This is a genomic window from Methylobacterium pseudosasicola (assembly GCF_900114535.1).
Lineage (GTDB): Bacteria > Pseudomonadota > Alphaproteobacteria > Rhizobiales > Beijerinckiaceae > Methylobacterium > Methylobacterium pseudosasicola.
Genome location: NZ_FOTK01000007.1, coordinates 155,732 through 181,389 on the forward strand (window position 1 = coordinate 155,732; position 25,658 = coordinate 181,389).

The following is a 25,658-nucleotide window of genomic DNA, read 5'->3' on the forward strand; positions in this document are numbered from 1 at the left end:
CACTGTCCCGGTCAAAGTCCGATCACGGACTTGCGATCACGGTCGTCGCCTGTAACGTCGCGCTGATCGAAGAATAGGCCGGCTGTTACCGGTCGATGAGCTATGAGACGGAGACGCCATGTCCGCCTTGAGGGACGATACGATCGGTATCGCGCCGAGTGCCGCCGACGATGCGGCGGACCGCAAGCGTCGCATCTGGGCGATCGTCGGCTCGTCCTCGGGCAACCTGGTGGAGTGGTACGACTTCTACTGCTACGCGTTCTTTGCGCTCTACTTCGCGCCCGCCTTCTTCCCGAAGGGCGATTCCACCAGCCAGCTTCTCCAGACCGCCGGCATCTTTGCGGTGGGCTTTTTCATGCGGCCCGTGGGCGGCTGGCTGTTCGGGCGCATCGCCGACCGGGTCGGGCGCCGGACCTCCATGGTCGTCTCGGTGCTGATGATGTGCTTCGGCTCGCTCCTGATCGGCATCCTGCCGACCTACGAGCATGTCGGCACCCTGGCGCCGGTGCTGCTGCTGCTCGCGCGCATGCTTCAGGGCCTGTCGGTGGGCGGCGAGTACGGCACCTCGGCGACCTACATGAGCGAGGTCGCGATCAAGGGGAAGCGCGGGTTCTTCGCCTCGTTCCAGTACGTGACGCTGATCGGCGGGCAGCTGCTCGCCTCGCTGGTCCTGGTGCTGCTCCAGACCGTGATGACGGCGCAGGAGCTGTCCGCCTGGGGCTGGCGCATCCCGTTCTTCATCGGCGCCGGGCTGGCGGTGGTGGCGCTCTACCTCCGGCGCTCACTCGCCGAAACCAAGGAGGCCGGCGACAAGGAGACTGCCGGCACCTTCGCCGAGCTGTTCAAGCACTGGCGGGCGTTCTGCGTGGTCCTGGCCTACACGGCCGGCGGGTCCCTGAGCTTCTACACGTTCACGACCTACATGCAGAAATACTTGGTCAACACCGCCGGCATGCCCAAGACCTCGGCGTCGCAGGTGATGACCGTGGTGCTGTTCGTCTACATGATCATCCAGCCGCTGTTCGGCGCACTGTCCGACAAGATCGGCCGCAAGGCCAACATGCTGCTCTATAGCGGGCTCGGCACCCTGATGGTGGTGCCACTGATGACGGCGCTTGGGACCAACAAGGATCCGTATCTCGCCTTCGCGCTGATCACCCTCGGCCTCTCCGTGGTGTCGTTCTACACCGGCATCAGCGGCATCGTGAAAGCCGAGCTGTTCCCCACCAACGTGCGGGCGCTGGGTGTGGGCCTGTCCTACGCGCTGGCCAACGCCATGTTCGGCGGCACCGCCGAGTTCGTCGCCCTGTGGTTCAAGGACAACGGCATGGAGAGCACGTTCTTCTGGTACGTCACCGTGCTGATGGCGGTGGCCTTCGTGGGCTCGCTGATCATGCCGAACCCGAAGGTGCACGGCTATCTCGACGGCGCCGGCACCGTGGAGGAGGCGCTCGGGAAAAAACGCCGCTTCGCCCACGCCTGAAACCCGCAGACCGGGTGTTCGGGTGGACCGACTGGTATTTTGTCGCTGATATACGCCCTGTCGGACGCGCCAGACGTCCGCGGGAGGATATCATGCTCAAGAACGCCGCTGCCGGCGCGCTGACGCTGCTCTGCCTCGGGGCGGGGTTCGCCCGCGCCGAAGAGACCGGGCCGTTCAAGCCCACCTCGCCGTCGGGCTACTTCTTCGTCGGCGGCCGCTACGAGACCGCGAACAATCGGACCACCGCCCTCGGGCAGATGTTCGTGGAAAATCGCGCGCCGGAGCGGGTGACGCAGCCCTATCCGGTCGTGATGGTTCACGGTACGGCGCAGACCGGCACCAACTTCCTCGGCACGCCCGACGGCCGGTCCGGCTGGGCTGACCGGTTCGCGGCCAAAGGCTTCGCGGTCTACGTGGTCGATCAGGTCGGGCGAGGCCGCTCGGGCGGCGATGCGGAGACGTACGGCCCCTATGCGCGCCTGCCCATGGAGGATCTCGAGACGGTCTTCACCGGGCAGGAGCGGTCGGCGCTCTACCCGCAGGCGAAGCTGCACACGCAATGGCCGGGCGGCCCGGGCTTGCGCGGCAACGCCGCCTTCGACCAGTTCTACCGCTCGCAGGTCCCCTACATCGCGAGCGCCTTGAAGAGCGAGGAACTGGTCGACCCGGCGCTGATCTCGCTCCTGGAAAAAATCGGGCCGGCGATTGTCCTGACCCATTCGCAGGCCGGCGTGTTCGGCTGGGCGGTCTCGGACCAGCGGCCGGACCTCGTGAAGGCGCATGTCGCTGTCGAGCCGAACGGGCCGACCTTTTTCGACATCCGGTTCAAGGGCGGCGCCGATTGGTACGAGCGGGTCGGCGACGCCCGCGCCCGCCCCTACGGCATCACCCGGGTGCCGTTGCATTTCGATCCGCCGGTGAGCGGCCCGACGGGCCTGACCGTGGTCCAGGCCGAGCGCGCAGAGGGTCCGGACCAGATCCGCTGCTGGCTCCAGGCGGAGCCGGCCCGCACGCTGCCGAATCTCGCCAAGGTGCCGGCGGTGATTGTGACCGCAGAGGCCTCGTTCCGGGCGACCATGGACGATTGCACCGCGGCCTTCCTCACCCAGGCCGGGGCCAAGCCGGACAGGCTGGCGCTCGCCGAGCACGGCATCCACGGCAACAGCCACATGATGATGCTGGAATCGAACAGCGATCAGGTGGCCGATGCGATCGTTGGGTGGATCGAGGCGCGCACGAGCCCCGGAAAGCCTCGCCCTTAACCCGTCGCTTACCCTCTGCCACGAGGGTACGGCCCGTCATACGACGAGGCTTTGCATGACCGACATGACCGACACCGTGGGCGTCGCGGGCGACCGCATCCGCTCGATCATCGAGCGCGTGGAACGGCTGGAGGAGGAGATCAAGGACCTGATGGAGGCGAAGAAGGAGATCTTCGCCGAGGCCAAGGGCGAGGGCCTGGACGTCAAGATCCTCAAGGAGATCCTGAAGATCCGCAAGCAGGACAAGGACGAGCGCGACGAGCACGAGACGCTGCTCGACGTCTACCTGCGGGCCATGGACGCGCCCGCCCCGGCGGCGATCAAGGCGGCCGCCTGACGCGATGGGAGGGGACGGCGCCCGTGCGCCGTCCCGCCTTCAGACGATCGGGTTGTTCGCGAGATAGGTAGCGATGTTGCGCCGGACGCGATCGAGCGGCGCCTCGCCCGGATCCGGCAGCATGAAGCGCGCGCCGGTGATCGTCTCGTAGGCGCGGATATAGACCGCGGCGGTTTCCAGCACGACGTCCGCCGGGATCTCGGGGATCGGGTCCTTGTACGGGTCGCACCGGGCCACGACCCAATTGCGCACGAAGTCCTTGTCGAAGCTCTCAGGCGCAGCGCCCGCTTCGAAGCGCTCGGGGTAGCTCTGCGCGAACCAGTAGCGGCTGCTGTCCGGCGTGTGGATCTCGTCGGCCAGGACGATCCGGCCCTCCAGGTCGGTGCCGAACTCGTATTTCGTATCCGCCAGGATCAGGCCGCGCTCGGCCGCCAGTTCCTGGCCGCGGGCGAACAGGGCCAGGGCCGCCTCGGACACGGTGCGCCACTGCTCCGGGGTGAGCAGTTCGCGCTCCAAGATCTCGGTCTCGGTCAGGGGCTCGTCGTGGCCCCCATCGAACGCCTTTGTGGTGGGCGTAATAATTGCCTGCGTCAGGCGCTCGTTCGGGCGCATCCCGTCGGGGAAGCGATGCCCGTACATCTCCCGCTCGCCGGCCCGGTAGCGCGTGAGGACCGAGGTCGAGGTCGTGCCCGCGAGGTAGCCGCGCACCACCACCTCCACGGGCAGAATCTCGAGCCGGCGGCCGACCACGACGTTCGGATCCGGATAGGCGAGCACGTGGTTCGGGCAGAGATCGGCGGTGCGCTCGAACCAGTAGCGCGCGGTCTGGGTCAGCACCTGGCCCTTGAACGGGATCGCGGCGAGCGCCCGATCGAAGGCGCTGATCCGGTCCGAGGTGATGAGGATGCGCCGGCCGCCCGGCAGGTCGTAATTGTCCCGGACCTTGCCGCGGTAATGGTTCGGCAGCTCGGGCAGGGTCGCCTCGCGCAGGACCTGATGGGCGTACGGGGCGAGATCTGCCGTGTTCATCGAACCGTTCCGTCAGGCTGCACGGCAACCGCGCCGCCCCGCGTGTGTGCGCGGACGGGCCGGAGATTTCCAGCCCCCGCAGGCCGCCCGCTACACATGCACACCGCGCGGATCAATCAGGCGGCACGGACCGTGTCGAGGAACCGCGCGACCTCGGCGGTGAGGTGCTCGGACTGGCGCGAGAGCTCCGAGGCCGCGACTAGGACCTGATCGGCCGCCGCACCGGTCTCTTCGGCCGCTCCCGCGACACCGGCGATGTTGCTGGTGACCTCACCCGTGCCGGCGGCCGCCTGTGCGACGTTGCGGACGATCTCCTGCGTGGCCGCGCCCTGCTCCTCCACGGCGGCGGCAATGGAAGTTGCCACGCCGCTGATCTCCTGAATGCGCGCCGTGATCGCGCCGATGGCCGAGACGGCTTGGCCGGTCACACCCTGGATCTGGCCGATCTGTTGACCGATCTCTTCGGTCGCCCTCGCAGTCTGCTCGGCGAGGGCCTTCACCTCCGCGGCCACAACGGCGAAGCCCCGGCCCGCCTCCCCGGCCCGGGCCGCCTCGATCGTGGCGTTCAAGGCAAGCAGGTTGGTCTGGCCGGCAATGTCGGAGATCAGTTGCACCACATCGCCGATCCGGCCCGCGGCCTCGCTCAACTCCTGTACGAAGCGGGCGGTCTGCCCGGCCTCGTCGACGGCGTTGTTCGCGAGCTTGGCCGAACCGTCCACCTGCCGGCCGATCTCCTGGACCGACGAACCCAGCTCCTCGGCTGCCGCCGCCACGGTGTTGACGTTGCTGGCCGCCTCGTCGGCGGCTGCAGCTGCGGCTCCGGACTGAGCGGAGGTCTGGCCGGCCATGCTCGACATTGCGCCCGCCGTCACCTGAAGCTCCGTGGCGGAGGACGACACCATGCCGATGATACCGCCCACCGCCTGCTCGAACGCCTCCGCCATCTGCCGCATGCCGGCCTTGCGCTCCGCCTCGGCGGCGACGCGGGCCGCGGCGGCCTCGGCCTCCAGCGCACGGGTGCGGATCAGGTTTTCCTTGAACACCTGTACGGCGGCCGCCATTGCGCCGATCTCGTTCTTCGTCTCTGTATCGGGGACGCGGATCTCGGTGTCGCCATCGGAAATCCGGCGCATCACCTGCGCCATCCGCTGTATCGGGAACGATACCTTGCGGATGCACAGGACGATCACGCCGGCACAGATCGCGATCACGGCGAGACCGCACAGCAGGTAGACGTACAGGCGGATCCGCGCCGCTTCGATCCGCCGCTCGATCTGATCGGAAACCAAGTCGAACAGGCGCTCCCGCAATTCGATGATTGACCGCATCGCCGGCACATATTGCGCGCCGAATTCCTGCACCGTGAGGTCGGAGGGGCGCCCAGCGAGGCTCTGCTCGACGATCCCGGCCGCGAGGCGCCGGCCGCCCTCCACGTACTTGGTTTGAAGCGTCCTCAGGAACTCGTCGACCCGGGCATCCTCGCCGATCTTGCCCCGCGCCAGGAGCATCTGCCGGATCTGGGCATCGACCTGCCCGCTCAGGCGGTTGTACTGGCCGATCTCGGCGATGGTCATCGCCCGTTTGCCCACCAGGGCCGGTGTGAACACCGAGCCGATCTGACCCGCGACGTCGCGCAGTTCGGTGGCGGTCCGCGTCATCGTCATCCAGGAGCCGAGGCGCGAATCGGCCGTCACCGCCATATCATCCGTGGCGTTCAGGGCCGCATCCAGGGCCGGCGGAACGGCGATCAGGGCGGCCACCACCTCGGCCACCTCCTCCGGGCGCCGCTGCGACAGGGGCTGGCCCGTCAGGCCGTCGACCCGTCGGCGCGCGGCGCCGAGGAGGCGCGTGGCATCCGCCAAAGCAGCATCCGTCTGTGTCTTCCACTGCACCGGCAACGCCGCGACATCCGATGCGGCATCGCGCAACGCCGCGTCGGTCGCGCCACGGATCTCAGTCAGGGCCTTCTCGGTCGCGGCAGCCAGAGGCTGCTCGCTTCCGAGGGCCGCATTGGTCGGCCCGCGTTCCTGGGAGATCCGCGTCGAAGCTGCGAGCAACGCCCGGGACACTGAGGCTCCAGTCCGGGAATCGATGCTGCCCCCGTAATCGTGGTGTTCTTTGAAAACCAATTGCCCAGTTACAGTCACGCATACGGTGCTGATTGCTGCAGTGACTAAAATGATCAATGTCGATATTTTCAAAATTCTCTCCTATCTGTAAGTTTAATATAATTCCCTGTGAATGAAATTTTTATAACATCTGGTCGGTCATTTTGAATAAAATTCGTTAGTTTTCCGAATCGACTAAACACGAATTCAATGAAAGTCACATTATTCTGCATAATTGCGCTATCTAAATAAATTGTTTGACATCAATAATACCTATTTATATTATTGCTATTCGCCGTCTAAAACGTATTTGCTGCGCGTTCTGGAACTCAACTTAAATTTTTCGTCCGTATGGGAAAACCCTGCTCGGATGGCAGATTCACACAAGACGAGCGATCGGCACGGCTGCGCGAACCGGTGCTTAAAGCTGAACGGTCCAACGCCAACGTATCCTCAGAGCGATCCGCATCGCAGCGGGTCACGAGATCACGGCTGGCCAGCGTGATGCGTTAGAACTCATCGACGAGATTAAGCTTGTGTCCGGCTTGTGCGGAACCGGTGGACCGGACCAGTCGGGTCCAAGCCACCTCGACGTGCGTCGGATCTGCCGGCTCGACGATTATCGACCAATCGAGACTTGAGGGCTTCTTGGCTTCGAACGCTGCTTCAGCACCCATACGCCAGCCGCCGTGAGCATCACTATCCTACTGCGAAACTGTGCATTTGTGCACAGTTTCCGGCGGTGAGTACCAATCAATCCACTATGGCAGAGGGGAAGTGTGGCTGCTATGTCGTGCCTGGATCGGCGCGCCCTTGAGCGCCGATCACGGCGAGACCGAGGGGACCCGCCGGTCGGCGGAGGCGCGATGACGGGAACTCTTCACCAGAACGACAAGCATCCGTTTGTCCGCAAGATCGAAAGTATCGCCCTCTTCACACTCACGGACGACGAACGGGCTGCGCTTCTCGCCCTGCCCCTCCAGATGACGCAGTTCGAGGCGTATCAGGACATCGTGCGCGAGGGCGATCGTCCCGCACGCTGCTTCGCGGTGTTCGAGGGGATCGCCTGCACCTACAAGACGACGCTGGGCGGCAAGCGGCAGGTCATGGCGTACCACGTCGCCGGCGACATACCCGACATCCAGAGCCTGCACCTCAAGGTCCTCGACATCAGCATCGGCACGGTCGGTCCGTGCCGGGTCGGCTTCGTCCAGCACGATGCGGTGCGGGCATTGCTGCGCGCGTTTCCAAGGTTGGACGACGTCCTGTGGCGCGCGACGCTGATCGACGCCGCCATGGTTCGCGAGTGGATGCTCAACACCGGCCGGCGCGACGCCTATGCCCGCATGGCCCATCTGTTCTGCGAGTTGGTGATCCGCCTGGGCGTCGTCGGCCTCGCCCCGGATCGGAGCTGCGAGATGCCGATGATCCAGCCGGAGCTGGCGGATGCCCTCGGGATCACGCCGGTGCACGTCAACCGCACGATCCGCGACCTGAAGGAAGCCGGATTGATCACGCTGCGCAGCCGGCGTCTGATCGTCCACGATTGGGAAGGATTGAAGGCCGCGGCCGAGTTCGACCCGGCCTACCTGCACCTGACCGACCCGGACCCGGCCTGAATCCTGCCCGAGCCGGCCTCAGTTCATCTGCGTCCGGCGCAGGCGCTGCTCCTGCTCGGCGAGCTTGCGGCCGAGATCGAGCAGGAGTGCGTCCGCCCGGGCCTTGAGAGCCGGGTCCTCCAGTTCGCAGATCGCCTGATGGGCAGCCATGGCGAAATCGGCCGCGCGCTCCAGCGGCGGCTCGGGCTCATGGAACTCGGTCATCTCGACGGCGCCGCTGCTGGCCTCGCCCATCCGGACATCGGTGATGTCCACGATGATCCCGCGGCCGCTGACCGGCTGCCCCCGATGGTCGTGCAGGAAGCGGCCCCGGCCCAGCACCCAGCGGGTGACGCCGTCGGCCGAGCAGACCCGATACTCGATGACGTAGAGCCCACCGCCGCGGCCGCCCCTGTGGATATGGGCCTGCACCCGGTCCCGATCCTCCGGGTGGATGCTGGCGAGGAAGGCGTCGAGGGGCAGGCCAGCCTCGGCCTCCTTGGGATCGACGTTGAACAGCAGCGCCACGAACAGATCAGCCTGGATGCGGTCCGTGTCGGCATCCCATGACCAGTTGCCGATCACATCCAGCGCGTCGAGCGCGCCCTGGAACGCCGCACAAGTCCGGTTTTCGGAGAACTTCGGTTTTGGCATGCAGGGTCTGGTTCCGGACCGGAATCGAACCGGGTTTAGGCCATCACGTAACAACTTCAAGAAGAATAATCACATCTCACCGCAACTTTTGCGCGATTGTAACGCGTGGCGCCTGCCCGGTCTCTCCGATGCTATGACCGAGCTCCGCTCCAGTACCAGCGCCGATGTGCCTGTCGGGCGGGTTTCGCGATCGTCAAGAGTCCATCGCGTCACCGTGAGCCGGTTCCGGTGCTCGGCCGGGACAACCGTTCCGCCTCCGCGCGCCAGGAATCGCGCTCGACCTGGACCGCCTCGATCCGAGCATGCAGATGGCCGGCATCGATCGCCGTTTCCATCAGCATGTCCTGGGCGGCGGCCAGCTGGGCACGCAGCTCGGCATTCTCGGTGGCCAGCGCCAGGAGGAGAGCGGCCACGTCATCGCCCATCCACGCCCCTCGCCTCCCACTTCCGAGCGGGCGCGTCTACCTGGGCCTGGGGCCGCCTACAACCATATCCGGCAAACTATTCACGGACGGCGCGCGCGAAATGCGACTGGCACCGCGCGCGACGATGGATCAGCCCTCGATCACCCGCTCGTCGAGCTTGCGGTCGACGATCTGGACCGTGCGATCGATCTCGGCATCGGGGGAGCCGAGCTGGTGCGAAATCAGCTTCACCAGCAGGTCGACGCGCTCGATGAACGGCGTGCCGTTCGCCACCGCCCGGGCGGCCGAGGACGGCTTGAGCAGGCTCTCGGCGGCCTTAGCGTATTTCTCGAACGGGACCTGATCCTGCGGGTCGGCACCGAGTTGCCGGGCGATGCCGTCCACGTGCTCGTAGATGGCCCGGGACTTGGCGAGGTCGCCATGCACCGCGTCGCGGATCGATTGCGGCTCTTGCGGGGTGATGCAGCGGTAGTTGCCGGTGAGCAGCATCGACCATTTCGCCAGCGGGACGAACAGCGAATCGAACACCTTGAGCTTCACCGGCACGTCCTGGCCGTCGAGGCGCACGGCGTCGATATCGGCCTCCAGCTCGCGCAGCAGCCGATTATGCGCCTCATCCGCGAAGGTGGCGGCCTTGAAGTTCGTCGGCAGCCCGACGTGGAGCACGTTGGCCTCCTCGTCCGGCGGACGGAAGGCCTGCGGATCGGGCGAGCAGAGTGAGACCAGCCCAGGCTCGAACCGGTCCCAGACGCCGGCATTGGTGTAGGCGTCCTCGAGGTCCATCGCGGCGAGCGCCGGGATCCGCTTGAGATAGGGCAGCGGCGGCATGTTCATGATCGACAGGCATGGCAGCTTCGCCGCCGCGATCTTGATCATCAGCACCCGGATCGTGTGGTTATTGTATTGCGGCTCCTGCATGGCGAGGCCGACCAGATCGTAGCGCGACGGGTCGATATCCTCCGGCGGGGCGGCGTCCAGGGTGCCGGGTAGGTCGCGCGACAGGATCGCGCGATGGTTCGGCTCGTCCCGCAGCTTGATGCGGACCTCGGTCCCCTCCCGGTTGATCAGGTCGGCGGTCTTCCGGCGGCAGACCAGGGTCACGTTGTGCCCGGCCATCAGAAGTTTGGTCGCCAGCAGAGAGCCGTACGACGCCCCCAGGATCAGGATGTTGCGGGGCATGCTTCGACTCCCAAGGTCCGTCTTCGTCTTGTCCTGCGGCGAACCCGTATGGCGTACGGGTTCTGGCTTTCCGCATGGCCGCTCCGGCGGTGTGACCGGCAGCGTAGCGAAGCTTGTCCTGGGATGCCACTCGGCTGGCATACCAAAAAATTTGACTGCGCCGGTGAGCAGGATTTTTGATGAGCGATGGGTCGCGCTCGCTTTCAGCGCGGACTGCCGATCGATCAGAAGCGTTTCGTAACGCGTGGGCGCTTACAGGTGATGCCTGTCGTGAGCGGTGATAATCCAAGCATTACGCAGACAGGCATCGTCCGTGCCGGCACAAGCCGACGAACCGTTCGCAATCCGTCGATCCTGAAGCGGATGACCTGAAGAATCTCTATCCCGAGGCGCGTTCCGACAGGAGCACAGGCTCAGCCCGGCGCGTGCCTAGGGCCTTCACGGGCAGAACATTTCAAAACTGTTGTGGATAGATTAGAAAAGCACCATCCACCGCTCAGCGGGATGATGGTGCCCAGGGGCGGAATCGAACCACCGACACTGCGATTTTCAGTCGCATGCTCTACCAACTGAGCTACCTGGGCGACGTCCGCGCCGCTGTGCGCCTCGGACGCCGCGGGGTATAGTGGGGAGTTTCCGGCCTGTCCAGCCTTGCCGTGACATCGGCGTGACGGCGGGGCCGGAAAAATTTTAGCTCTCCTGATCCGGCTCCGGAGGCGGCGCGTCAGGATCGAGTTCTTCGGGAATCGCGTAGCGCTCGTTCAGCCAGCGGCCGAGATCGACATCGGCGCAGCGCTGCGAGCAGAACGGGCGGAATTCCTCGGTCTCGGGGCGCCGACAGATCGGGCAGGCGGGGCGGCGCTCTCGCGGAATGGGAATCTCGATCATGCGAGGCTGCCCCAGGCGGCCCGGACCGGATAGCCCTCGCCGTCGAGCAGGCTCATGGTCTCGTAGAGCGGCAGTCCGACCACGGCGCTGTACGAGCCGACGAGCTTGACCACGAAGGCTCCGGCGAGGCCCTGGATTGCGTAGCCGCCTGCCTTCCCGCGCCATTCGCCCGAAGCGAGATAGCCCTGGATGTCGCGGCCGGAGAGGCGCTTGAAGCGCACGCGGGTCTCGACGATCCGCTCCCGCCTTCCGTTCGGCGACAGCAGGCAGATCGCCGTGAAGACCCGGTGCGGCCGTCCGGAGAGGAGGCGCAGGCAATCGGCGGCCTCGTCCGGCCCCTCGGCCTTGGGCAGGACGCGGCGCCCCACCGCCACCACGGTGTCGGCGGCGAGGAGCCAGGTCGGCACCTTCTGGTCCTGGTGATGCAGCGCGTCCTCCGCAGCGGCGAGCTTGGTGCGGGCGAGGCGACGGGCCAGTTCGCGCGGCGGCTCGGCCTTGCGGGGCGTCTCGTCGATATCGGCGGGCAGAAGCGAATCCGGCTCGATGCCGATCTGCTGCAGCAGCGCCAGGCGGCGCGGCGAGCCGGAGGCGAGCACGAACCGGGTGGCCGGCCCCTGTGTCGCGCCGATCGCTTCAGGTGTGGCGTCCATGATGTTCCGCTCGCACGTTCGGTCGAGCCCGCCCCGCGGTGCGGATGATCGCGCGAAGGGGCGGAACCTCCCCGGTTCTGCCCGGGCCGTCTCGATCTCCCCCGCCTGATAAGGGATGGGGTCGGGCTTGTGAACCGGACCGATCAGCACCGGTCGAGGCGTGCCGGCACGAGGCTTTCCGGACGGATGAACCCTCGCACAACGAGTCTCTCGCGAGGGACGCAGTCGAGGTCTCCGCTCAACCGACAATTGTTTGGCCAACAAGTCTTTATGAGGTCGGCTTAAGAAGACCACAAGGTTTCGCGCCGATCCGTAACCGTCCATTAACCAAAGCACGGCGAGAGTGCGAGCATCGAAACGGGATCGATTCCGATGCTGAACGCTGATCCGCTCCTGACGCGCCCGAAGCTCGTGAACGCCGCGCTCCTCGCCCGGGCTCTCGATGGCCTGAGGCCCCAGGTCAGCTCGTCGGCAGAGATGTGGCAGGCCCTCACCGATCATTACGTCGTCGACCTCGACGCCGTCGCCGCCCTCCTCCCGGCCGTCGAGCCGGAGACCCAGTGGCTTTCCACGCGGGATTGAGCCCGGCGAAATCAATCGATTCGCAATATTCATCGCGGCTGGCACGCCGCATGCTTCAGGATCTCGGAATAGGCGAGGAAACGACCAGGCAACAACAACGCGGTGGCTCGGACGCCAGAGCACCCCGCGGACCTTTCGATCCATCGAAGCCGAGGTCCGTCATGTCCGAATTGCTGTCCGTTGCCCTGGTCTGTGCCGGCACCCTGCTGGCGCAGGATTGCTCCCGCGATACCGCCCTCGACATCATCGTTTCGCCTGCCCACACGCCGATGGAGTGCCTGATGCACGCCCAGACCCTGGCAGCTCAAGCGGGGCTGCCCGGCGGTGGCGACCGCTACCTCAAGATCGCCTGCGAGCACCGCCGGACCGAGGCCGAGCCCGCCCCGATAATCCGCCGCGCCTCGTAAGCCGGACGGACTTGCCCCCGGGTAGGGTGTTTTGCTGACGGCCCTGTCCGGCCCCGCAGACCCCACAGTTTAGAGTTGGTGCATCAAAGCCACGGCCCGCGCTTTCCTGTGGGTCTCAGCCTTTTGGACAGTTGCAGGCTCAGGGCGGGGGCCCGATGCTCCTCGGCCATGCTGATGCATCTCCCATACCGGCATCCGCCCAAGTTTGCCGTCCCGATCGCCCGCGTGCCGGGCCGGGCGCCCGCGAGTGCCCGCCCAATGTTGTACGATGCGTTCGACCTTCAGACAGACCTCGCCGCCCAGACCCGGGCCTGGGGTCGAATGTTGAACGATGCCTGGTCGCCCTGGATCAGCTGGAGCGAGCCGGCTCGTTGGATGTCGGCCAATGCCCGCATGATGATGCGCGCGGGCCTGACCTTCGCGCGGCCGGCTTACGGGATCGAGGCGGTCACCGTCGGCAACCGCAGCGTGCCGGTGAGCGAGGAGGCCGTCGAGGTCACGCCGTTCGGGACGCTGCTGCATTTTAAGAAGGACATCCACACCGAACAGCCCAAGGTGCTGATGGTCGCGCCGCTCTCGGGCCACTTCGCCACACTGCTGCGCGCCACCGTGCGCGCGATGCTGCCCGACCACGACGTCTACATCACGGACTGGCACAACGCCCGGGACGTGCCCCTCTCGGAAGGCCGGTTCGGCTTCGACGATTACGTCGCCCACCTCGTCCACTTCCTTCAGGTCATGGGCGAGGGCTCGCACGTGGTCGCGGTCTGCCAGCCGGCCGTGCAGGCGCTGGTCGCCGCCGCTGCGATGGCGCAGGCCAAGGACGCGGCGGCCCCGCGCAGCATGACCCTGATGGCCGGGCCGGTGGATTGCCGGATCAACCCGACTGGCGTGAACGAGCTCGCGACCTCGAAGCCGATCGAATGGTTCGAGAAGAACCTGATCGCGACGGTTCCCAGCCGCCACAAGGGCGCCGGTCGGAAGGTCTATCCGGGCTTCGTGCAAGTCTCGGCGTTCATGTCGATGAACGCCAAGCGCCACGTCCAGGGCCATAGCGACCTGTTCTGGCACATGGCCAACGGCGAGGAGGCTAAGGCCGAGGCGATCGAGACCTTCTACGACGAGTATTTCGCCGTCCTCGATCTGGCAGCGGAGTTCTACCTCGAGACGGTCAAGACCGTGTTCCAGGATTACACCCTGGCCAAGAACGAGCTGAGCTATCGCGGCGAGCCGATCGACCTGCGATCGATCCGCCGCACCGCGCTGATGACCGTCGAGGGCGAGCGCGACGACATCTGCGCCCCCGGCCAGACCATGGCGGCCCACGACCTCTGTACCGGGCTCGCCCCCTACATGCGGACGCACCACCTCCAGGCCGGCGTCGGCCATTACGGCGTATTCGCCGGCAAGCGCTGGGAGACACAGATCTACCCGCAGGTGCGGAATTTTATCCAGGCGCATAACTGATTGGAGTTCATAGACGGAGCCGAAACGCGGCCCTTCGAAGTTTTTTGGCCCCGCATCAGTGAAGTTTGGCGGCCGGAACCGACGCAAGCTCGAAGCAGTCTTCGACGACTAACAACGCCCCTTCGGTCCTTCATAGGACTTCCGACAAGAGGACGCGTCGTCATGCGCAACTTGCGCAAAGAGAAATACGATCGCTTTAAATCTGCCCTCCAGGCACCATTCGATGAGTATTCGAGCGGATCATTCCCGATATTTACGACAGTTCGACATTTTGATTTAAGTGATTACGCGAGCGAAAGCGCCAATCATAATGTTGAAATGTTCGACAATCTTATCCGGGCTTGCCCTGACGAATTATTCCTTGACCTCGGGTGCGGTTACCGGGAGCGCACCTTCGAGAACTGTCTCTATCTTGAGGTATACCCTTCACGTTCTGCTGATCTGATTGTCGAGCCGAACTGTCTCTATCCCATCCGATCGGGCACTTTGTCGGGCATTGGATGTTTCGCTATTCTTGAACACACGCGTAAACCCTGGCTGGTCGTGCAGGAGATAGCGCGCATGCTCAAGCCGAACGGCCAAGTCTTCATCGACTGGCCGTTTCTGCAGCCGGTTCATGGCTACCCGTCGCATTTCTTCAATGCCACGCGCGAAGGTCTCGTTAGCCTCTTCGAGGACAACGGGTTCAAGACCGATCTGGCTTTCACGGGAGCCCACCAGACGGCCGCTTACACCATCCAGTGGATTCTGGGGCGCTTCGCACACCACCTCAAAGACCCGCAACTGCGCCACGAGTTCGCGCAGATGAAGGTCAGTGACTTGGTCTCGATGGATCAGCAAGACCCGCTGTGGTGGAAGTTCCTGAACGCGCTTCCGCCGGATGCTTTTTCCGAGCTGGCCTGCGGCAACATGCTTGTGGCCACCAAGGCGGCTTCGTAGCCCGCGGTCGCGCCGATTTGACCCGCCGACCGGCGCGGCCCACCATGCTAGCCTCTGGATATCGGAGTTCGGATCTCCCCGGGCACCGCAAATAGATCCTCAGGCGTGAGGCGGAACGGTCGGCGTGATCGACAGGGACGGCTTCGGCAGAAGCGCCGGCACGACCGGCACCGACACGGGACAGGCAGCCGCCGCGCGGCTCGACCGGCTCGTGGCTCAGGCGCGGGCGGCGTCCCTGTGGGAGCAGGCTTGGCCGGTGCTCTGGCGCGGGCTCGGCGTCCTCCTGCTATTCCTGGCCCTGTCCTGGGTCGGCCTGTGGCTCGATCTCGCCCCGCTCTGGCGCCAGATCGGCCTCGCAATCCTGGCCCTCCTGCTGATCGCGGCGCTCCTGCCCCTCGTGCATCTCGCGCGGCCGGATCGCCGGGTCGCCCTGGCCCGGCTGGACCGGGAAGCGGCTTCGCGTGATCCGGCGCTCCGTCACGGGCCGGCCTCGGCGGCACAGGATTCCCTGGCGGTCGGCGCCGGCGATCCGGGCAGCCGCACCCTCTGGGCGCTGCATCAGCGACGGGCCGCCCAGGCGGTCGCCGCTTTCAAGGTCGGATTGCCGCGCCCCGGCATGACCCGGCGCGACCCCTACGCCCTGCGTGCTGGCATGGTGGTCGCCGCGGTGGCCAGCCTGTTCGTGGCCGGTCCCGAATGGCGCGAGCGGATCGGCGCCGCGTTCGACTGGCACGAGCCGGTCGCCCCGGGCCCGAATTTCCGCGTCGACGGCTGGATCGATCCGCCGCTCTACACGCGGCTGCCGCCGCTCCTCATCGCCATGGATGGCAGCGACCAGCACCTGCGGGCGCCGTTCAACGCGCAGCTGATCGTGCGGATCGCCGGCCAGGGCCGGGCGGCAGCGAACACGACGCTGACGCCGAATGCCGGGTTGTCTCCGATCCCCGGGCAGGAGGAGCGGCCGGACCTGCGCGAAGAGCGCTACCGGATCGTCGGCGGCGCCGAGCTGGTGATCGTCACCCCGGCCGGGCGCCAGCGCCTGACCGTCGAGGCGATCCCCGACAAGCCGCCCGAGGTGACCGCCGTGGGCGGCCCCGAGGTGAACGGCCGCGGTACCTTCAACCTCACCTACCGGGCCAAGGATGATTACGGGATCAGCTCCGCCGAGGGCGTGATCGAGCCGCTGAAAGCCGGCCGCTCCCTGGCGCCGATTCCGCGGATCAGCCTGGCGCTGCCCGGCGACGCCTCGGGCGAGACCGATACCAAGACCTTGGTCGATCTGACCGACAGCCCGTGGTCGGGGGCGCGGGTGCGCTACCAGATCGTCGTCAAGGACGAGGCCGGCCAGGAAGGTCGGACCCCGGCCGCCGAGATCACCTTGCCGGCCCGGCCGTTCCGGGATCCGCTGGCGCGCGCGCTCGCCGAGGATCGCCGCCGCCTCGTGACCGCGCCCGATACCGACCGGCTCTGGGTCCAGGGCGCCCTCGATGCGCTCCTGGTCGCCCCCACCATGTTCACGCCGCAGCCGCCGATCTTCCTCGGCCTCAAGACTGCGACGGAGCGCCTGCGCAAGGCCAAGACCGATGCCGACCTGATCGACGTGGCCGATCTCCTCTGGGAGATGGCCCTCAAGATCGAGGACGGCGATCTGTCTGACGCCGAGAAGCAGCTGCGGCAGGCCCAGGACCGGCTGAAGGAGGCGATCGAGCGCAACGCGCCGGACGACGAGATCAAGCGTCTGACGCAGGACCTGAAGCAGGCGCTCGACAAGTTCCTGTCACAGATGGCCGAGAAGCAGAGCCGCCAGCCGCGCGATCCGGGCGAGAAGAGCCAGAACAACCAGCAATCCAAGACGGTCACGCCCGAGGATCTCGACAAGATGATCCAAGACATGGCCGAGGCCATGAAGCGCGGCGACACCGCCGAGGCGCAACGCCTGATGGAGCAGCTGCGCAACATCCTGGAAAACCTGCAGACCGCGGAGAAGGGCGGGAAGTCCGACCAGGCCAACCGCGAGATGCAGAAGCAGATGCGCGACCTCGATGCCATGGCGCGCGAGCAGCAGGGCCTGCGCGACGAGACCTTCAAGGATGGCCAGGAGCCCCGGGGCAGCCAGCGCCCGTCGAATCGCGGCCAGCAGCAGCAGGGCCAGCAAGGCAGGGGCGGCCAGCAGGGCAAGCCGCAGCAGGGGCAGGGCAAGCAGGGCCAAGGTCAGCAAGGCCAGGGACAACAAGGACAGGGCCAGCAAGGTCAGGGGCAGCAGGGCGAAGGCCAACAGGGACAGCAGGGCAGTGTCGGCGATCGCCAGCAGGCCCTCCGCCAGCGGCTGGAGGATCTCGAGCAGCGCATGAAAGAGAACGGCATGCGGGGGGAACAGGGTCTCTCCGACGCCGAGGACGCCATGCGCGAGGCCGAGAACGCCCTGAAGCAGGGCGATGCCGACGAGGCGGTCGACGCCCAGGGCCGCGCGCTCGAAGGGCTTAAGAAGGGCGCCGAGGGCATGGCGCAGCAGATGCAGGAAATCGCCGAGGGCCAGGGCGAAGGCCAGCAAGAGGGCGGGCAGCAGCCCGGCCAGCAGGGCCAGGCCGGCGCCCGCGACGATGACCCGCTCGGCCGCCCGACCAAGGGCCGCGATATGAGCGACGGGCGCGTCCGGGTCCCGACCGCCGACGAGTCGGCCGTCCAGCGCGCTCGCCGCATCATGGAGGAGTTGCGGCGGAAGCTCGGCGATCCCACCCGACCGCGGGAGGAACTCGACTATTTCGAGCGCCTGCTCCGGCGCAATTAAATGGGGGCGTGCCCTATCTCCGTCTCATGACACGCCCCTAGGCGCCGAACCGGCGATCCCTGACGGCGCGTCGAACGCCCATCGTCTCGCCAAGCGGCGGCGCGCCGGATCCCGGTGCCCGCCGGATTCGGATTCCCGCCCGCATGTCGTCCAATCTGCTCGTCTTCGTCGCCTGCGCGGCGGTCGCCGTGGTGCTGCTGTTCGGCCTCGCCAACATGATGCGGGGCGGCAGCGCCAACCTCTCGCAGAAGCTGATGCGCCTGCGTGTGCTGCTTCAGTTCGTGGCGATCCTGATCATCATGGGCGTCGTCTGGTGGCGCTCCGCCTGAGCGCCGCGTGAATCGGCAACCCTGGCACGCATCGACCCAGCAGTGTGACCGAGCCGCCGCACCGCGCGGCTTTCGCGGGAGACCGGGATGAATTGGCCGCGGGCCTGAGCGGGGCTCGTGCTACGCTCGGTAGAGCTAGTTCGCCAAGCCTAACCGGCCGAGCCCCATGATTGCCGCCTTCCGTATCTGCACCGTCAGCCTCATCACGGGTGCGGCGATCCTGCCGGCCTTCGCGGCCGATGCGCCCCCGCTGCCGGCAGCCTACGCTGCGCCGGCCCAGCCGCTCAGCATCGTCTCGGAAGTGCGGATCGGCGGCGCGGTGCAGGATCCCGGCAGCGCGGAAGGCAAGCTCCCGGGCTTCAGCAAGGCGAACGTCAACGGCGAGATCCTGTTCGCCAAGCCGCAGATCAGCCCGGATCCGTTCTGGCAGGCCTTCGTGCCGCGCCCGACGGTAGGCGGCAGCTACAACACCGGCGGCCGGACCAGCTACGCCTATATCGGCGCCACCTGGACCGTCGAAATCTTCCCCGAGACCTTCGGCCGGCGCGTCTTCCTGGACGGCTTCTTCGGCGGCGTTGCGCATAACGGCTATACCGGCCCCAAGGCGCAGACGCCCTACGGCTTCAACACCCTGGGCTGCTCGCCGATGTTCCGCGAGGCCGCGGCTTTGGGCTACCGCCTGACCGAGCACTGGAGCGTCATGGCGACCGTCGAGCACATGTCGAATGCCGGTCTCTGCGCGAACAACCGCGGCCTGACCAATTTCGGCGGCAAGATCGGCTACACGTTCTAAGTTTCGGCTGATTGCGCCGCCGCCGGAACGGCTCTACGCCCTAGCGCTCACGGACTCGCCGACGGGGCGAGCGCTTCGGGGCGCGGGTACCTTGGTCAAGCTCAACCGGATCTACACACGCACCGGCGACAAGGGCACCACCGCGCTGGCGGATGGTCAGCGCCGATCCAAGGCGGACCTGCGGGTCGAGACCTACGGCACCGTCGACGAGACCAATGCCTGCATCGGCATGGTCCGTCTGCACACCGAAGGAAACCTCGACGCGATGCTCGGGGCGATCCAGAACGACCTGTTCGATCTGGGCGCCGACCTCGCCACCCCGCCGAGCCCGGAGCCCCTCCCCTACGAGCCGCTGCGAATCGTCGCCAGCCAGGTCGAGCGGCTGGAGCGCGACATCGACGCCCTGAACGCGACCATCCCGCCGCTGAAATCCTTCGTGCTGCCCGGCGGCTCGCCGGCCTCGGCGGCGCTGCACCTCGCCCGCACCGTCTGCCGGCGCGCCGAGCGGCTGGCGGTGAACCTCGCCGACCGGGAGGGCGAGGCCGTCTCGCCCGAGGCGATCCAGTATCTGAACCGCCTCTCGGATTTCTTGTTCGTGGCGAGCCGCACTGCGAACGCGGACGGAGCCGACGATGTGCTGTGGGTGCCGGGCGCCAATCGCTGAGGCGGAGTCGGTCGGGAATCCGGGAGACGATATGCCTCAATGGGCTCAAATCGTCCTCGGGATCGCCATCGGTACCTTGGCCATCGGTGCGGCCTTCGTCCTTGCATTCCGGCCGAGGAAGCGAAAAGCGAGAGAATGGCTGGCCCCGCCATCTGGTGATGCGGACGAGCCGACGAAGCATTGGCCCGGCGGTCCCGTCGATCCGTAGATCCCAACCTCAGCCCCGCCGAGCCATCGCCCCGCGTTGACAAGGCGGAAATGTGGCCGTTACGGTCCGGCCGCCTTGCGTAGCCTCGGTTCTGGCGCTTCCAGCGCCTGCGGACCGACTGGAGACGACGACAAAAATTCCGGGGAAGGATCGAGACCGCCATGAAGGTGCTGGTGCCCGTCAAGCGGGTGGTGGACTACAACGTCAAGATTCGCGTGAAAGCCGATGGCTCCGGGGTCGAGCTCGCCAACGTCAAGATGTCGATGAACCCCTTCGACGAGATCGCCGTCGAGGAGGCGATCCGTCTGAAGGAGAAGGGCACCGTCACCGAGATCGTGGCCGTCTCGATCGGCCCGCAGCAGGCGCAGGAAACCCTGCGCACCGCCCTCGCCATGGGCGCCGACCGGGCAATTCTGGTCAAGACCGACGTGAATTGCGAGCCGCTGGCGGTAGCCAAGCTCCTGAAGGCCGTCGTCGAGAAGGAATCGCCCCAGCTGGTGATCCTCGGCAAACAGGCGATCGACGACGACTCGAACCAGACCGGCCAGATGCTGGGCGCGCTGCTCGGCTGGCCGCAGGGCACCTTCGCGTACAAGATCGAAGCCTCCGAGGGCAGCCTCGACGTGACCCGCGAGGTCGATGGCGGTCTCCAGACCGTGAGCCTCAAGCTCCCGGCGATCGTCACCACCGACCTGCGCCTGAACGAGCCGCGCTATGCGAGCTTGCCCAACATCATGAAGGCCAAGAAGAAGCCGCTTGAGGAGTTGAACCCCGAGGGTCTGGGCGTCGACGTGACCCCGCGGCTCAAGGTTCTGAAGACCGCCGAGCCGCCGGGACGCTCCGCCGGCGTCAAGGTCGGGTCCGCGGCCGAACTCGTGCAGAAGCTCAAGGTCGAAGCCGGCGTCATCTGATTCTTTTTGAGCTGGGCCGCGTTCCCGTCGAGACGGTCGAGCGCGGCCAGCCGCAACCGAGGTTCACGCGCACATGACCACTCTCCTCTTCGTCGAGCACGGCAACGGGCAGATCAAGGACGGCACCCTGAAGGCGCTGACCGCCGCCAAGGGTATCGGCGCGCCGGTCCATGCCCTCGTGCTGGGCAGCAATTCGAAGGCGGTGGCTGAGGCGGCGGGCAAGCTCGACGGTGTCGAGAAGGTCCTGAATTCGGAGGACGCGGTCTACGATCACGACCTCGCCGAGCCGGTGGCGGCGCTGATCGCGTCGATCGCCGAGCCCTACGACATCATCATCGCCTCGGCCTCGACCACGGGCAAGAACGTGCTGCCGCGCGTGGCCGCCCTGCTCGACGTCGCGCAGGTCTCGGACATCATCAAGGTCGTCGCGCCCGACACGTTCGAGCGGCCGATCTACGCCGGCAACGCCATCCAGACCGTGCAGATCCCCGCCGGCAAGACCGTGATCACGGTCCGCACGGCGGCGTTCAAGGCAGCCGAAGAGGGCGGCACCGCAGCCCCCGTCGAGCCGGTTTCCGCGGCGGCGCCGGAGGCCGGCGGCTCGACCTTCAAGGGCGAGGAGATCGCCAAGTCTGACCGGCCGGAACTGGCCTCGGCCCGGATCATCGTGTCGGGCGGTCGCTCGCTCGGCTCCTCGGAGAAATTCCATGCGCTGATCGAGCCGCTGGCGGATGCGCTGGGCGCCGCGGTTGGCGCCTCGCGCGCGGCGGTGGATGCCGGCTACGCGCCGAACGACTGGCAGGTCGGCCAGACCGGCAAGGTCGTGGCGCCGGACCTCTACGTCGCTGTGGGCATCTCCGGGGCGATCCAGCACCTCGCCGGGATGAAGGATTCGAAGGTCATCGTCGCCATCAACAAGGACGAGGACGCACCGATCTTCCAGGTCGCCGATTACGGCCTGGTCGGCGACCTGTTCCAGGTCGTGCCGGACCTGCAATCCGAGATCGGGAAGGCGAAGGGTCAGTAGCAGCCTTGCTCGCCCGGCCGGGTTCACCGGGCGAGCATTGTCGCCACGCGGGTATCCGCGGGTTCCTTCTGCGAACAAGAATGGTCTAGAAGTCTGGGACGGCCCGTCTTCGCGCGGGCCGCGGCGTTGGCGCAGTCCACCCCCTTGGGCAGTCGCGCAGCAACGTCCGTATGGGGGCACAGGTCGACAGATGGACATGGAGATCAAGCGGGTCGGCATCATCGGCGCGGGCCAGATGGGGAGCGGCATCGCGCAGGTCTGCGCCACCGCCGGTCTCGACGTGCTGCTGAACGACCGGGATCCGACCCGCCTCGAGAACGGCCTGGGGTCGATCGACGGCGGTCTCGCGCGCCTCGTCTCGAAGGGCACCCTCGGCGAGGGCGAGAGTCGGGAGATCCGGGGCCGCATCAAGGCCGCCCACAGCTTCGCCGATCTCGGGCCGAGCGATCTCGTCATCGAGGCCGCCACCGAGAACGAGGCGACCAAGCGCGAGATCTTCTCCAGCCTCTGCGCCTCGCTCCGCCCGGACGCGATCGTGGCGACCAACACCTCGTCGATCTCGATCACCCGCCTCGCCGCGGCCACCGACCGGCCGGAGCGGTTCATCGGCATCCACTTCATGAACCCGGTGCCGGTGATGCAGCTCGTGGAGCTGATCCGCGGCATCGCCACCGAGGACTCGACCTACGAATCGGCCAAGGCGTTCATCGCCAAGCTCGGCAAGATCTCGACGATGTCGGAGGATTTCCCGGCCTTCATTGTCAATCGGATCCTGCTGCCGATGATCAACGAGGCGATCTACACGCTCTACGAGGGCGTCGGATCGGTCGAGTCGATCGACACCGCCATGAAGCTCGGTGCCAATCACCCGATGGGGCCGCTCCAGCTCGCCGATTTCATCGGGCTGGATACCTGCCTGTCGGTGATGCAGGTGCTGTACGAAGGGCTCGCTGATTCGAAATATCGGCCCTGCCCGCTTCTGGTGAAGTATGTCGAAGCCGGCTGGCTCGGCCGGAAGGCCAAGCGCGGGTTTTACGACTATCGCGGGCCGACGCCGATCCCGACCCGCTGACGGTTCGTCGCTTCGGGTTGACGACGGGGACGGCGCGCGGCGCCGCCCCACACATCAAAACATCACTTGGCCGTGCCGCCGTTCGCGTTGGGCTGGGCCGGCTGCGGGTAGGACGGGTTGCCGCCCGGGACCCCATTGCTGTTCGACGGCGCGGCGCCGCCGGACTGGCCGTTGACCGAGCCGGTCACTTCGCGGCGCGACGCGTCCTGGCTCTGGCTGGCGTAATCCTTCGGCGCATTGGCGCCGTTCCAGGTCAGCAGGCCAACCGTGGCGATCGCCAGCAGGACGAGGCTGGCGACTAGGACCCAGAGCACGGGCTTGCCGCGCTCGCCCTGCCGGCCATCCTGCGGGTTCAGTTTCTCGGCCATATCCAGTTCCTCCCACCCGAACGCGACGCGCGCGACACGATTTCGTTACCGGCCGCCAACGCGGCGTCGCCAAGACGGGTTCCTAGCAATCGCTGAGGTTAGCGCGCTCGCCGCCGACAGGGATGCCGGTTCGGGCGCAAGCGAACGCGCCAGATCGAAGCCTCTAGCGGCCGGTGGTGAGCAGGATCTTGCCGAGATGGGCGCTCGATTCCATCAGCTCATGGGCCTTCTGCGCCTGCTCCAGCGGGAAGGTGGCGTGCGTAACCGACCGGATGCGCCCGGCCTCCAGCTCCGGCCAGACATCCTTGCGCAGCCCCTCGGCGATGGCGGCCTTGTCGGCCTTCGGGCGAGGCCGCAGGGTCGAGCCCGTGAAGGTCAGGCGGTTGCGCATGATCGGGGTGATGTTCAGGCCATCGACCTTGTAGCCGCCCATCAGGGCGATCATCACGAGGCGGCCATCTGGGGCCAGAGACCTGAGATTGCGGGCGAGGTAGCTCGCGCCGATCATGTCGAGAATGACGTCGACGCCGCGCCCGTCGGTCAGGCGTTTGATCTCCTCAGCGAAGTCGGCCTGCTTGTAGTCGATCGCCGCATCGGCCCCGAGCTCTTCGCAGAATTTGCACTTCTCGGCCGAGCCCGCGGTGGCGAACACCTCAGCCCCGACATGCTTGGCGATCTGGATCGCGGTGGCGCCGATGCCGCTCGACCCGCCATGCACCAGAAAATGCTCGCCCTTGGCGAGCCGGCCGCGCTGCACGACGTTGGAATAGACCGTGAAGAAGGTCTCCGGCAGCCCGGCCGCGTCGACCAGCGACAGCGCCTTCGGGCGGGGCAGACAATGGGACGCCTCGGCGACGGCGAACTCGGCGTAGCCGCCGCTGATCACCAGCGCGCAGACCTCCTCGCCGATCGAGAGGCCGTCGACCCCCTCCCCGAGCGCGGCGATGCGGCCGGCGACCTCGAGGCCCGGGATTTCGGTGGCGCCGGGCGGCGGCGGATACAGGCCGGCGCGCTGCATCACGTCCGGCCGGTTCACCCCGGCAGCGACCACCTCGATCAGCACCTGTCCCGGCCCCGGGCTCGGCAGCGGCGCGGTCTCGACCGCAATCACCTCCGGTCCGCCCGGACCCGTGAAATGGATCCGGCGCATGGTTTCGGGCAGGGCGGAGCTGGCCATCGAAGATTCCTCAACGCGTGGGTGTTTCCGGGCCGCGCTCACGAAGCGCGGTTTGGCTCACCTTGGGGCAACGGAGGCGCTTGGCAAGCACGGTTCCGGCGGAACGGCCCGTCTCAACGCCTTCACGATCGGGCCCAGGCCGAGAGCCTGTTGGCTGCGCGATCGTATTAGGAAGACGGTTCCGAGGGATGGATGCCCATCACGTCCTTCATCCTGAAGCCCCGGACGATCGAAGAGCGCCTGGCCTCGAAGCCCACCTCCCGGGATCGCCGATACATCTACGGGAATCTTTCGCGGGTCGCTGCCGCGATCATCTCTGATTGAGGCCCATAAGACGCGACGGACAGGCGCTGACCGCGGATTATCGTGTGCCGTACATCCGGTCTCCGGCATCGCCGAGGCCCGGCACGATGTAGCCGTGATCGTTCAGATGGCTGTCGATGGCCGCGGTCCAGATCGGCACGTCCGGATGCGCGGCCTGGAACTTAGCGAGCCCTTCCGGGGCGGCCAGGAGGCAGACGAAGCGCAGATCCGACGCGCCCCGGGCCTTTAGCCGGTCCAGGGCCGCGATGGCGGAATTCGCCGTGGCGAGCATCGGATCGAGCACCAGCACGGTCCGGTCGGCGAGATCCGATGGCGCCTTGAAGTAGTACTCGACCGCGTCGAGCGTCTCGGGATCGCGGTAGAGCCCGACATGGGCGACCCGCGCCGAAGGGACCAGCGACAGCATGCCGTCGAGGAAGCCGACCCCGGCCCGCAGAATCGGGGCGAAGACCAGTTTCTTGCCCTGGATCTGCCGGCCTTCCATCGGCTGGATCGGCGTCTCGATGGTGACCGGCTCCAGCGGCAGGTCCCGCGTCACCTCATAGGCCAGCAGCATGCCGATCTCGTTCAGGATCTGGCGAAAACCCTTGGTCGACCGGTTCTTGTCCCGCAGATAGGTCAGCTTGTGCTGCACCAGAGGGTGATCGACCACCGTGACCCGACTTGTCGGCATCGCTCGTCCCTCTCTTTCGAAGGGGCAGGAATGCCGGAGCCTGCGCCGGGGCGCAACGTGACTCGGTCCGAATAGGCGTATTCAGATCGGTATGGACCGGGGACAAGGCCGACGCCGTCAGGGGCCATCGCTCGCGGCGGCGCGATCGGGAGGGACCATACAGGCGGACCCGTGATTGCCGCTCAACCGCTACTTCGCGATGAATTCGGCATGCTTGCTGATATTCGACGACGAATGATTTATATATTTTCAGGAAAACAAATAATAACCGCATCGTATTGCATGTAATTACAACCGTTTTGAAATATGAATTTAG

General features: G+C 66.5%; 25 protein-coding genes and 1 tRNA gene. 15 read left to right on the forward strand and 11 right to left on the reverse strand.

The window, feature by feature from the left end; genetic code table 11:
• Positions 1 to 118 precede the first annotated feature (118 nt).
• The 3 genes from BM228_RS09725 (at position 119) to BM228_RS09735 (ending at position 3,082) form a co-directional block, all read left to right on the forward strand.
• Entirely contained in the window at positions 119 to 1,483 is a 1,365-nt protein-coding gene (locus BM228_RS09725) for an MFS family transporter (RefSeq protein ID WP_092039392.1), read from the forward strand.
• Between the two features lie 92 nt (positions 1,484 to 1,575).
• Positions 1,576 to 2,745, forward strand: coding sequence for an alpha/beta hydrolase (locus tag BM228_RS09730; RefSeq protein WP_092039394.1), 1,170 nt, complete (start codon positions 1,576 to 1,578; stop codon positions 2,743 to 2,745).
• 55 nt (positions 2,746 to 2,800) lie between these two features.
• Positions 2,801 to 3,082: a DUF2312 domain-containing protein gene (locus BM228_RS09735; protein ID WP_092039396.1), complete on the forward strand. Its 282-nt coding sequence runs from the start codon at positions 2,801 to 2,803 to the stop codon at positions 3,080 to 3,082.
• 39 nt (positions 3,083 to 3,121) lie between these two features.
• Here BM228_RS09735 and BM228_RS09740 read toward each other — a convergent pair whose 3' ends face one another.
• Both BM228_RS09740 and BM228_RS09745 read right to left on the reverse strand, forming a co-directional pair.
• Positions 3,122 to 4,111, reverse strand: a complete 990-nt coding sequence (locus BM228_RS09740) for a phosphoribosylaminoimidazolesuccinocarboxamide synthase (RefSeq protein WP_092039398.1) — start codon at positions 4,109 to 4,111, stop codon at positions 3,122 to 3,124.
• Between the two features lie 116 nt (positions 4,112 to 4,227).
• On the reverse strand, positions 4,228 to 6,180 hold the full coding sequence (locus tag BM228_RS09745; protein ID WP_244537081.1) for a methyl-accepting chemotaxis protein: 1,953 nt from the start codon (positions 6,178 to 6,180) through the stop codon (positions 4,228 to 4,230).
• Between the two features lie 905 nt (positions 6,181 to 7,085).
• On the opposite strand from BM228_RS09745, the gene BM228_RS09750 reads away from it, so the two are divergent.
• A complete protein-coding gene (locus BM228_RS09750) occupies positions 7,086 to 7,838 on the forward strand; it encodes a Crp/Fnr family transcriptional regulator (protein WP_092039400.1) in 753 nt (250 codons plus the stop codon).
• An 18-nt stretch (positions 7,839 to 7,856) separates the two neighbouring features.
• Here the strand turns inward: BM228_RS09750 and BM228_RS09755 are convergent, their stop codons facing one another.
• The 6 genes from BM228_RS09755 to BM228_RS09780 form a co-directional block, all read right to left on the reverse strand.
• Complete coding sequence (locus tag BM228_RS09755; RefSeq protein ID WP_092039402.1) at positions 7,857 to 8,471, reverse strand: PAS domain-containing protein; 615 nt, start codon at positions 8,469 to 8,471, stop codon at positions 7,857 to 7,859.
• A 209-nt stretch (positions 8,472 to 8,680) separates the two neighbouring features.
• Positions 8,681 to 8,896 carry a hypothetical protein gene (locus BM228_RS09760; protein ID WP_092039404.1) on the reverse strand — a complete coding sequence of 72 codons (216 nt, stop codon included), beginning with the start codon at positions 8,894 to 8,896 and terminating at the stop codon, positions 8,681 to 8,683.
• Between the two features lie 129 nt (positions 8,897 to 9,025).
• Positions 9,026 to 10,075: a ketopantoate reductase family protein gene (locus BM228_RS09765; protein WP_092039405.1), complete on the reverse strand. Its 1,050-nt coding sequence runs from the start codon at positions 10,073 to 10,075 to the stop codon at positions 9,026 to 9,028.
• Between the two features lie 508 nt (positions 10,076 to 10,583).
• Positions 10,584 to 10,659: transfer RNA gene (locus BM228_RS09770), tRNA-Phe, on the reverse strand.
• A gap of 106 nt (positions 10,660 to 10,765) precedes the next feature.
• Positions 10,766 to 10,963, reverse strand: coding sequence for a DNA gyrase inhibitor YacG (locus BM228_RS09775; protein WP_092039407.1), 198 nt, complete (start codon positions 10,961 to 10,963; stop codon positions 10,766 to 10,768).
• On the reverse strand, positions 10,960 to 11,613 hold the full coding sequence (locus tag BM228_RS09780) for a Maf-like protein (RefSeq protein ID WP_092039409.1): 654 nt from the start codon (positions 11,611 to 11,613) through the stop codon (positions 10,960 to 10,962). The genes BM228_RS09775 and BM228_RS09780 overlap by 4 nt, the downstream gene beginning before the upstream one ends.
• A 372-nt stretch (positions 11,614 to 11,985) precedes the next feature.
• Between BM228_RS09780 and BM228_RS09785 the strand changes: the two genes are divergently transcribed.
• From BM228_RS09785 to BM228_RS09835, 11 genes are all read left to right on the forward strand, one after another.
• Positions 11,986 to 12,195, forward strand: coding sequence for a hypothetical protein (locus tag BM228_RS09785; protein WP_092039411.1), 210 nt, complete (start codon positions 11,986 to 11,988; stop codon positions 12,193 to 12,195).
• A 161-nt stretch (positions 12,196 to 12,356) separates the two neighbouring features.
• Positions 12,357 to 12,602: a hypothetical protein gene (locus BM228_RS09790; RefSeq protein WP_092039413.1), complete on the forward strand. Its 246-nt coding sequence runs from the start codon at positions 12,357 to 12,359 to the stop codon at positions 12,600 to 12,602.
• Between the two features lie 258 nt (positions 12,603 to 12,860).
• Positions 12,861 to 14,069, forward strand: a complete 1,209-nt coding sequence (locus tag BM228_RS09795) for a polyhydroxyalkanoate depolymerase (protein WP_092039514.1) — start codon at positions 12,861 to 12,863, stop codon at positions 14,067 to 14,069.
• Between the two features lie 162 nt (positions 14,070 to 14,231).
• Positions 14,232 to 15,008 (forward strand): class I SAM-dependent methyltransferase, encoded by a 777-nt coding sequence (locus tag BM228_RS33720; protein WP_139234070.1) that lies wholly within the window; start codon positions 14,232 to 14,234, stop codon positions 15,006 to 15,008.
• A 124-nt stretch (positions 15,009 to 15,132) separates the two neighbouring features.
• The gene (locus BM228_RS09805) at positions 15,133 to 17,796 is read left to right on the forward strand and encodes a TIGR02302 family protein (protein WP_092039417.1); all 2,664 of its coding nucleotides are present in this window, start codon (positions 15,133 to 15,135) and stop codon (positions 17,794 to 17,796) included.
• A gap of 143 nt (positions 17,797 to 17,939) precedes the next feature.
• A complete protein-coding gene (locus tag BM228_RS09810) occupies positions 17,940 to 18,125 on the forward strand; it encodes a twin transmembrane helix small protein (protein ID WP_092039419.1) in 186 nt (61 codons plus the stop codon).
• 166 nt (positions 18,126 to 18,291) lie between these two features.
• Positions 18,292 to 18,918, forward strand: coding sequence for an acyloxyacyl hydrolase (locus tag BM228_RS09815; RefSeq protein ID WP_092039421.1), 627 nt, complete (start codon positions 18,292 to 18,294; stop codon positions 18,916 to 18,918).
• A 91-nt stretch (positions 18,919 to 19,009) separates the two neighbouring features.
• Positions 19,010 to 19,582: a cob(I)yrinic acid a,c-diamide adenosyltransferase gene (locus BM228_RS09820; protein WP_092039423.1), complete on the forward strand. Its 573-nt coding sequence runs from the start codon at positions 19,010 to 19,012 to the stop codon at positions 19,580 to 19,582.
• Positions 19,583 to 19,951: 369 nt separating this feature from the next.
• A complete protein-coding gene (locus BM228_RS09825) occupies positions 19,952 to 20,701 on the forward strand; it encodes an electron transfer flavoprotein subunit beta/FixA family protein (RefSeq protein ID WP_092039425.1) in 750 nt (249 codons plus the stop codon).
• 73 nt (positions 20,702 to 20,774) lie between these two features.
• Positions 20,775 to 21,728 carry an electron transfer flavoprotein subunit alpha/FixB family protein gene (locus BM228_RS09830; RefSeq protein WP_092039427.1) on the forward strand — a complete coding sequence of 318 codons (954 nt, stop codon included), beginning with the start codon at positions 20,775 to 20,777 and terminating at the stop codon, positions 21,726 to 21,728.
• A 190-nt stretch (positions 21,729 to 21,918) separates the two neighbouring features.
• Entirely contained in the window at positions 21,919 to 22,800 is an 882-nt protein-coding gene (locus tag BM228_RS09835) for a 3-hydroxybutyryl-CoA dehydrogenase (protein WP_092039429.1), read from the forward strand.
• A 62-nt stretch (positions 22,801 to 22,862) separates the two neighbouring features.
• On the opposite strand, the gene BM228_RS09840 is transcribed toward BM228_RS09835, so the two are convergent.
• The 3 genes from BM228_RS09840 to upp form a co-directional block, all read right to left on the reverse strand.
• Positions 22,863 to 23,168: a hypothetical protein gene (locus BM228_RS09840; RefSeq protein ID WP_092039431.1), complete on the reverse strand. Its 306-nt coding sequence runs from the start codon at positions 23,166 to 23,168 to the stop codon at positions 22,863 to 22,865.
• Positions 23,169 to 23,331: 163 nt separating this feature from the next.
• Complete coding sequence (locus tag BM228_RS09845) at positions 23,332 to 24,345, reverse strand: NAD(P)H-quinone oxidoreductase (protein WP_092039432.1); 1,014 nt, start codon at positions 24,343 to 24,345, stop codon at positions 23,332 to 23,334.
• A gap of 361 nt (positions 24,346 to 24,706) precedes the next feature.
• A complete protein-coding gene (gene upp / locus BM228_RS09850; RefSeq protein WP_092039434.1) occupies positions 24,707 to 25,342 on the reverse strand; it encodes a uracil phosphoribosyltransferase in 636 nt (211 codons plus the stop codon).
• Positions 25,343 to 25,658 lie beyond the last annotated feature (316 nt).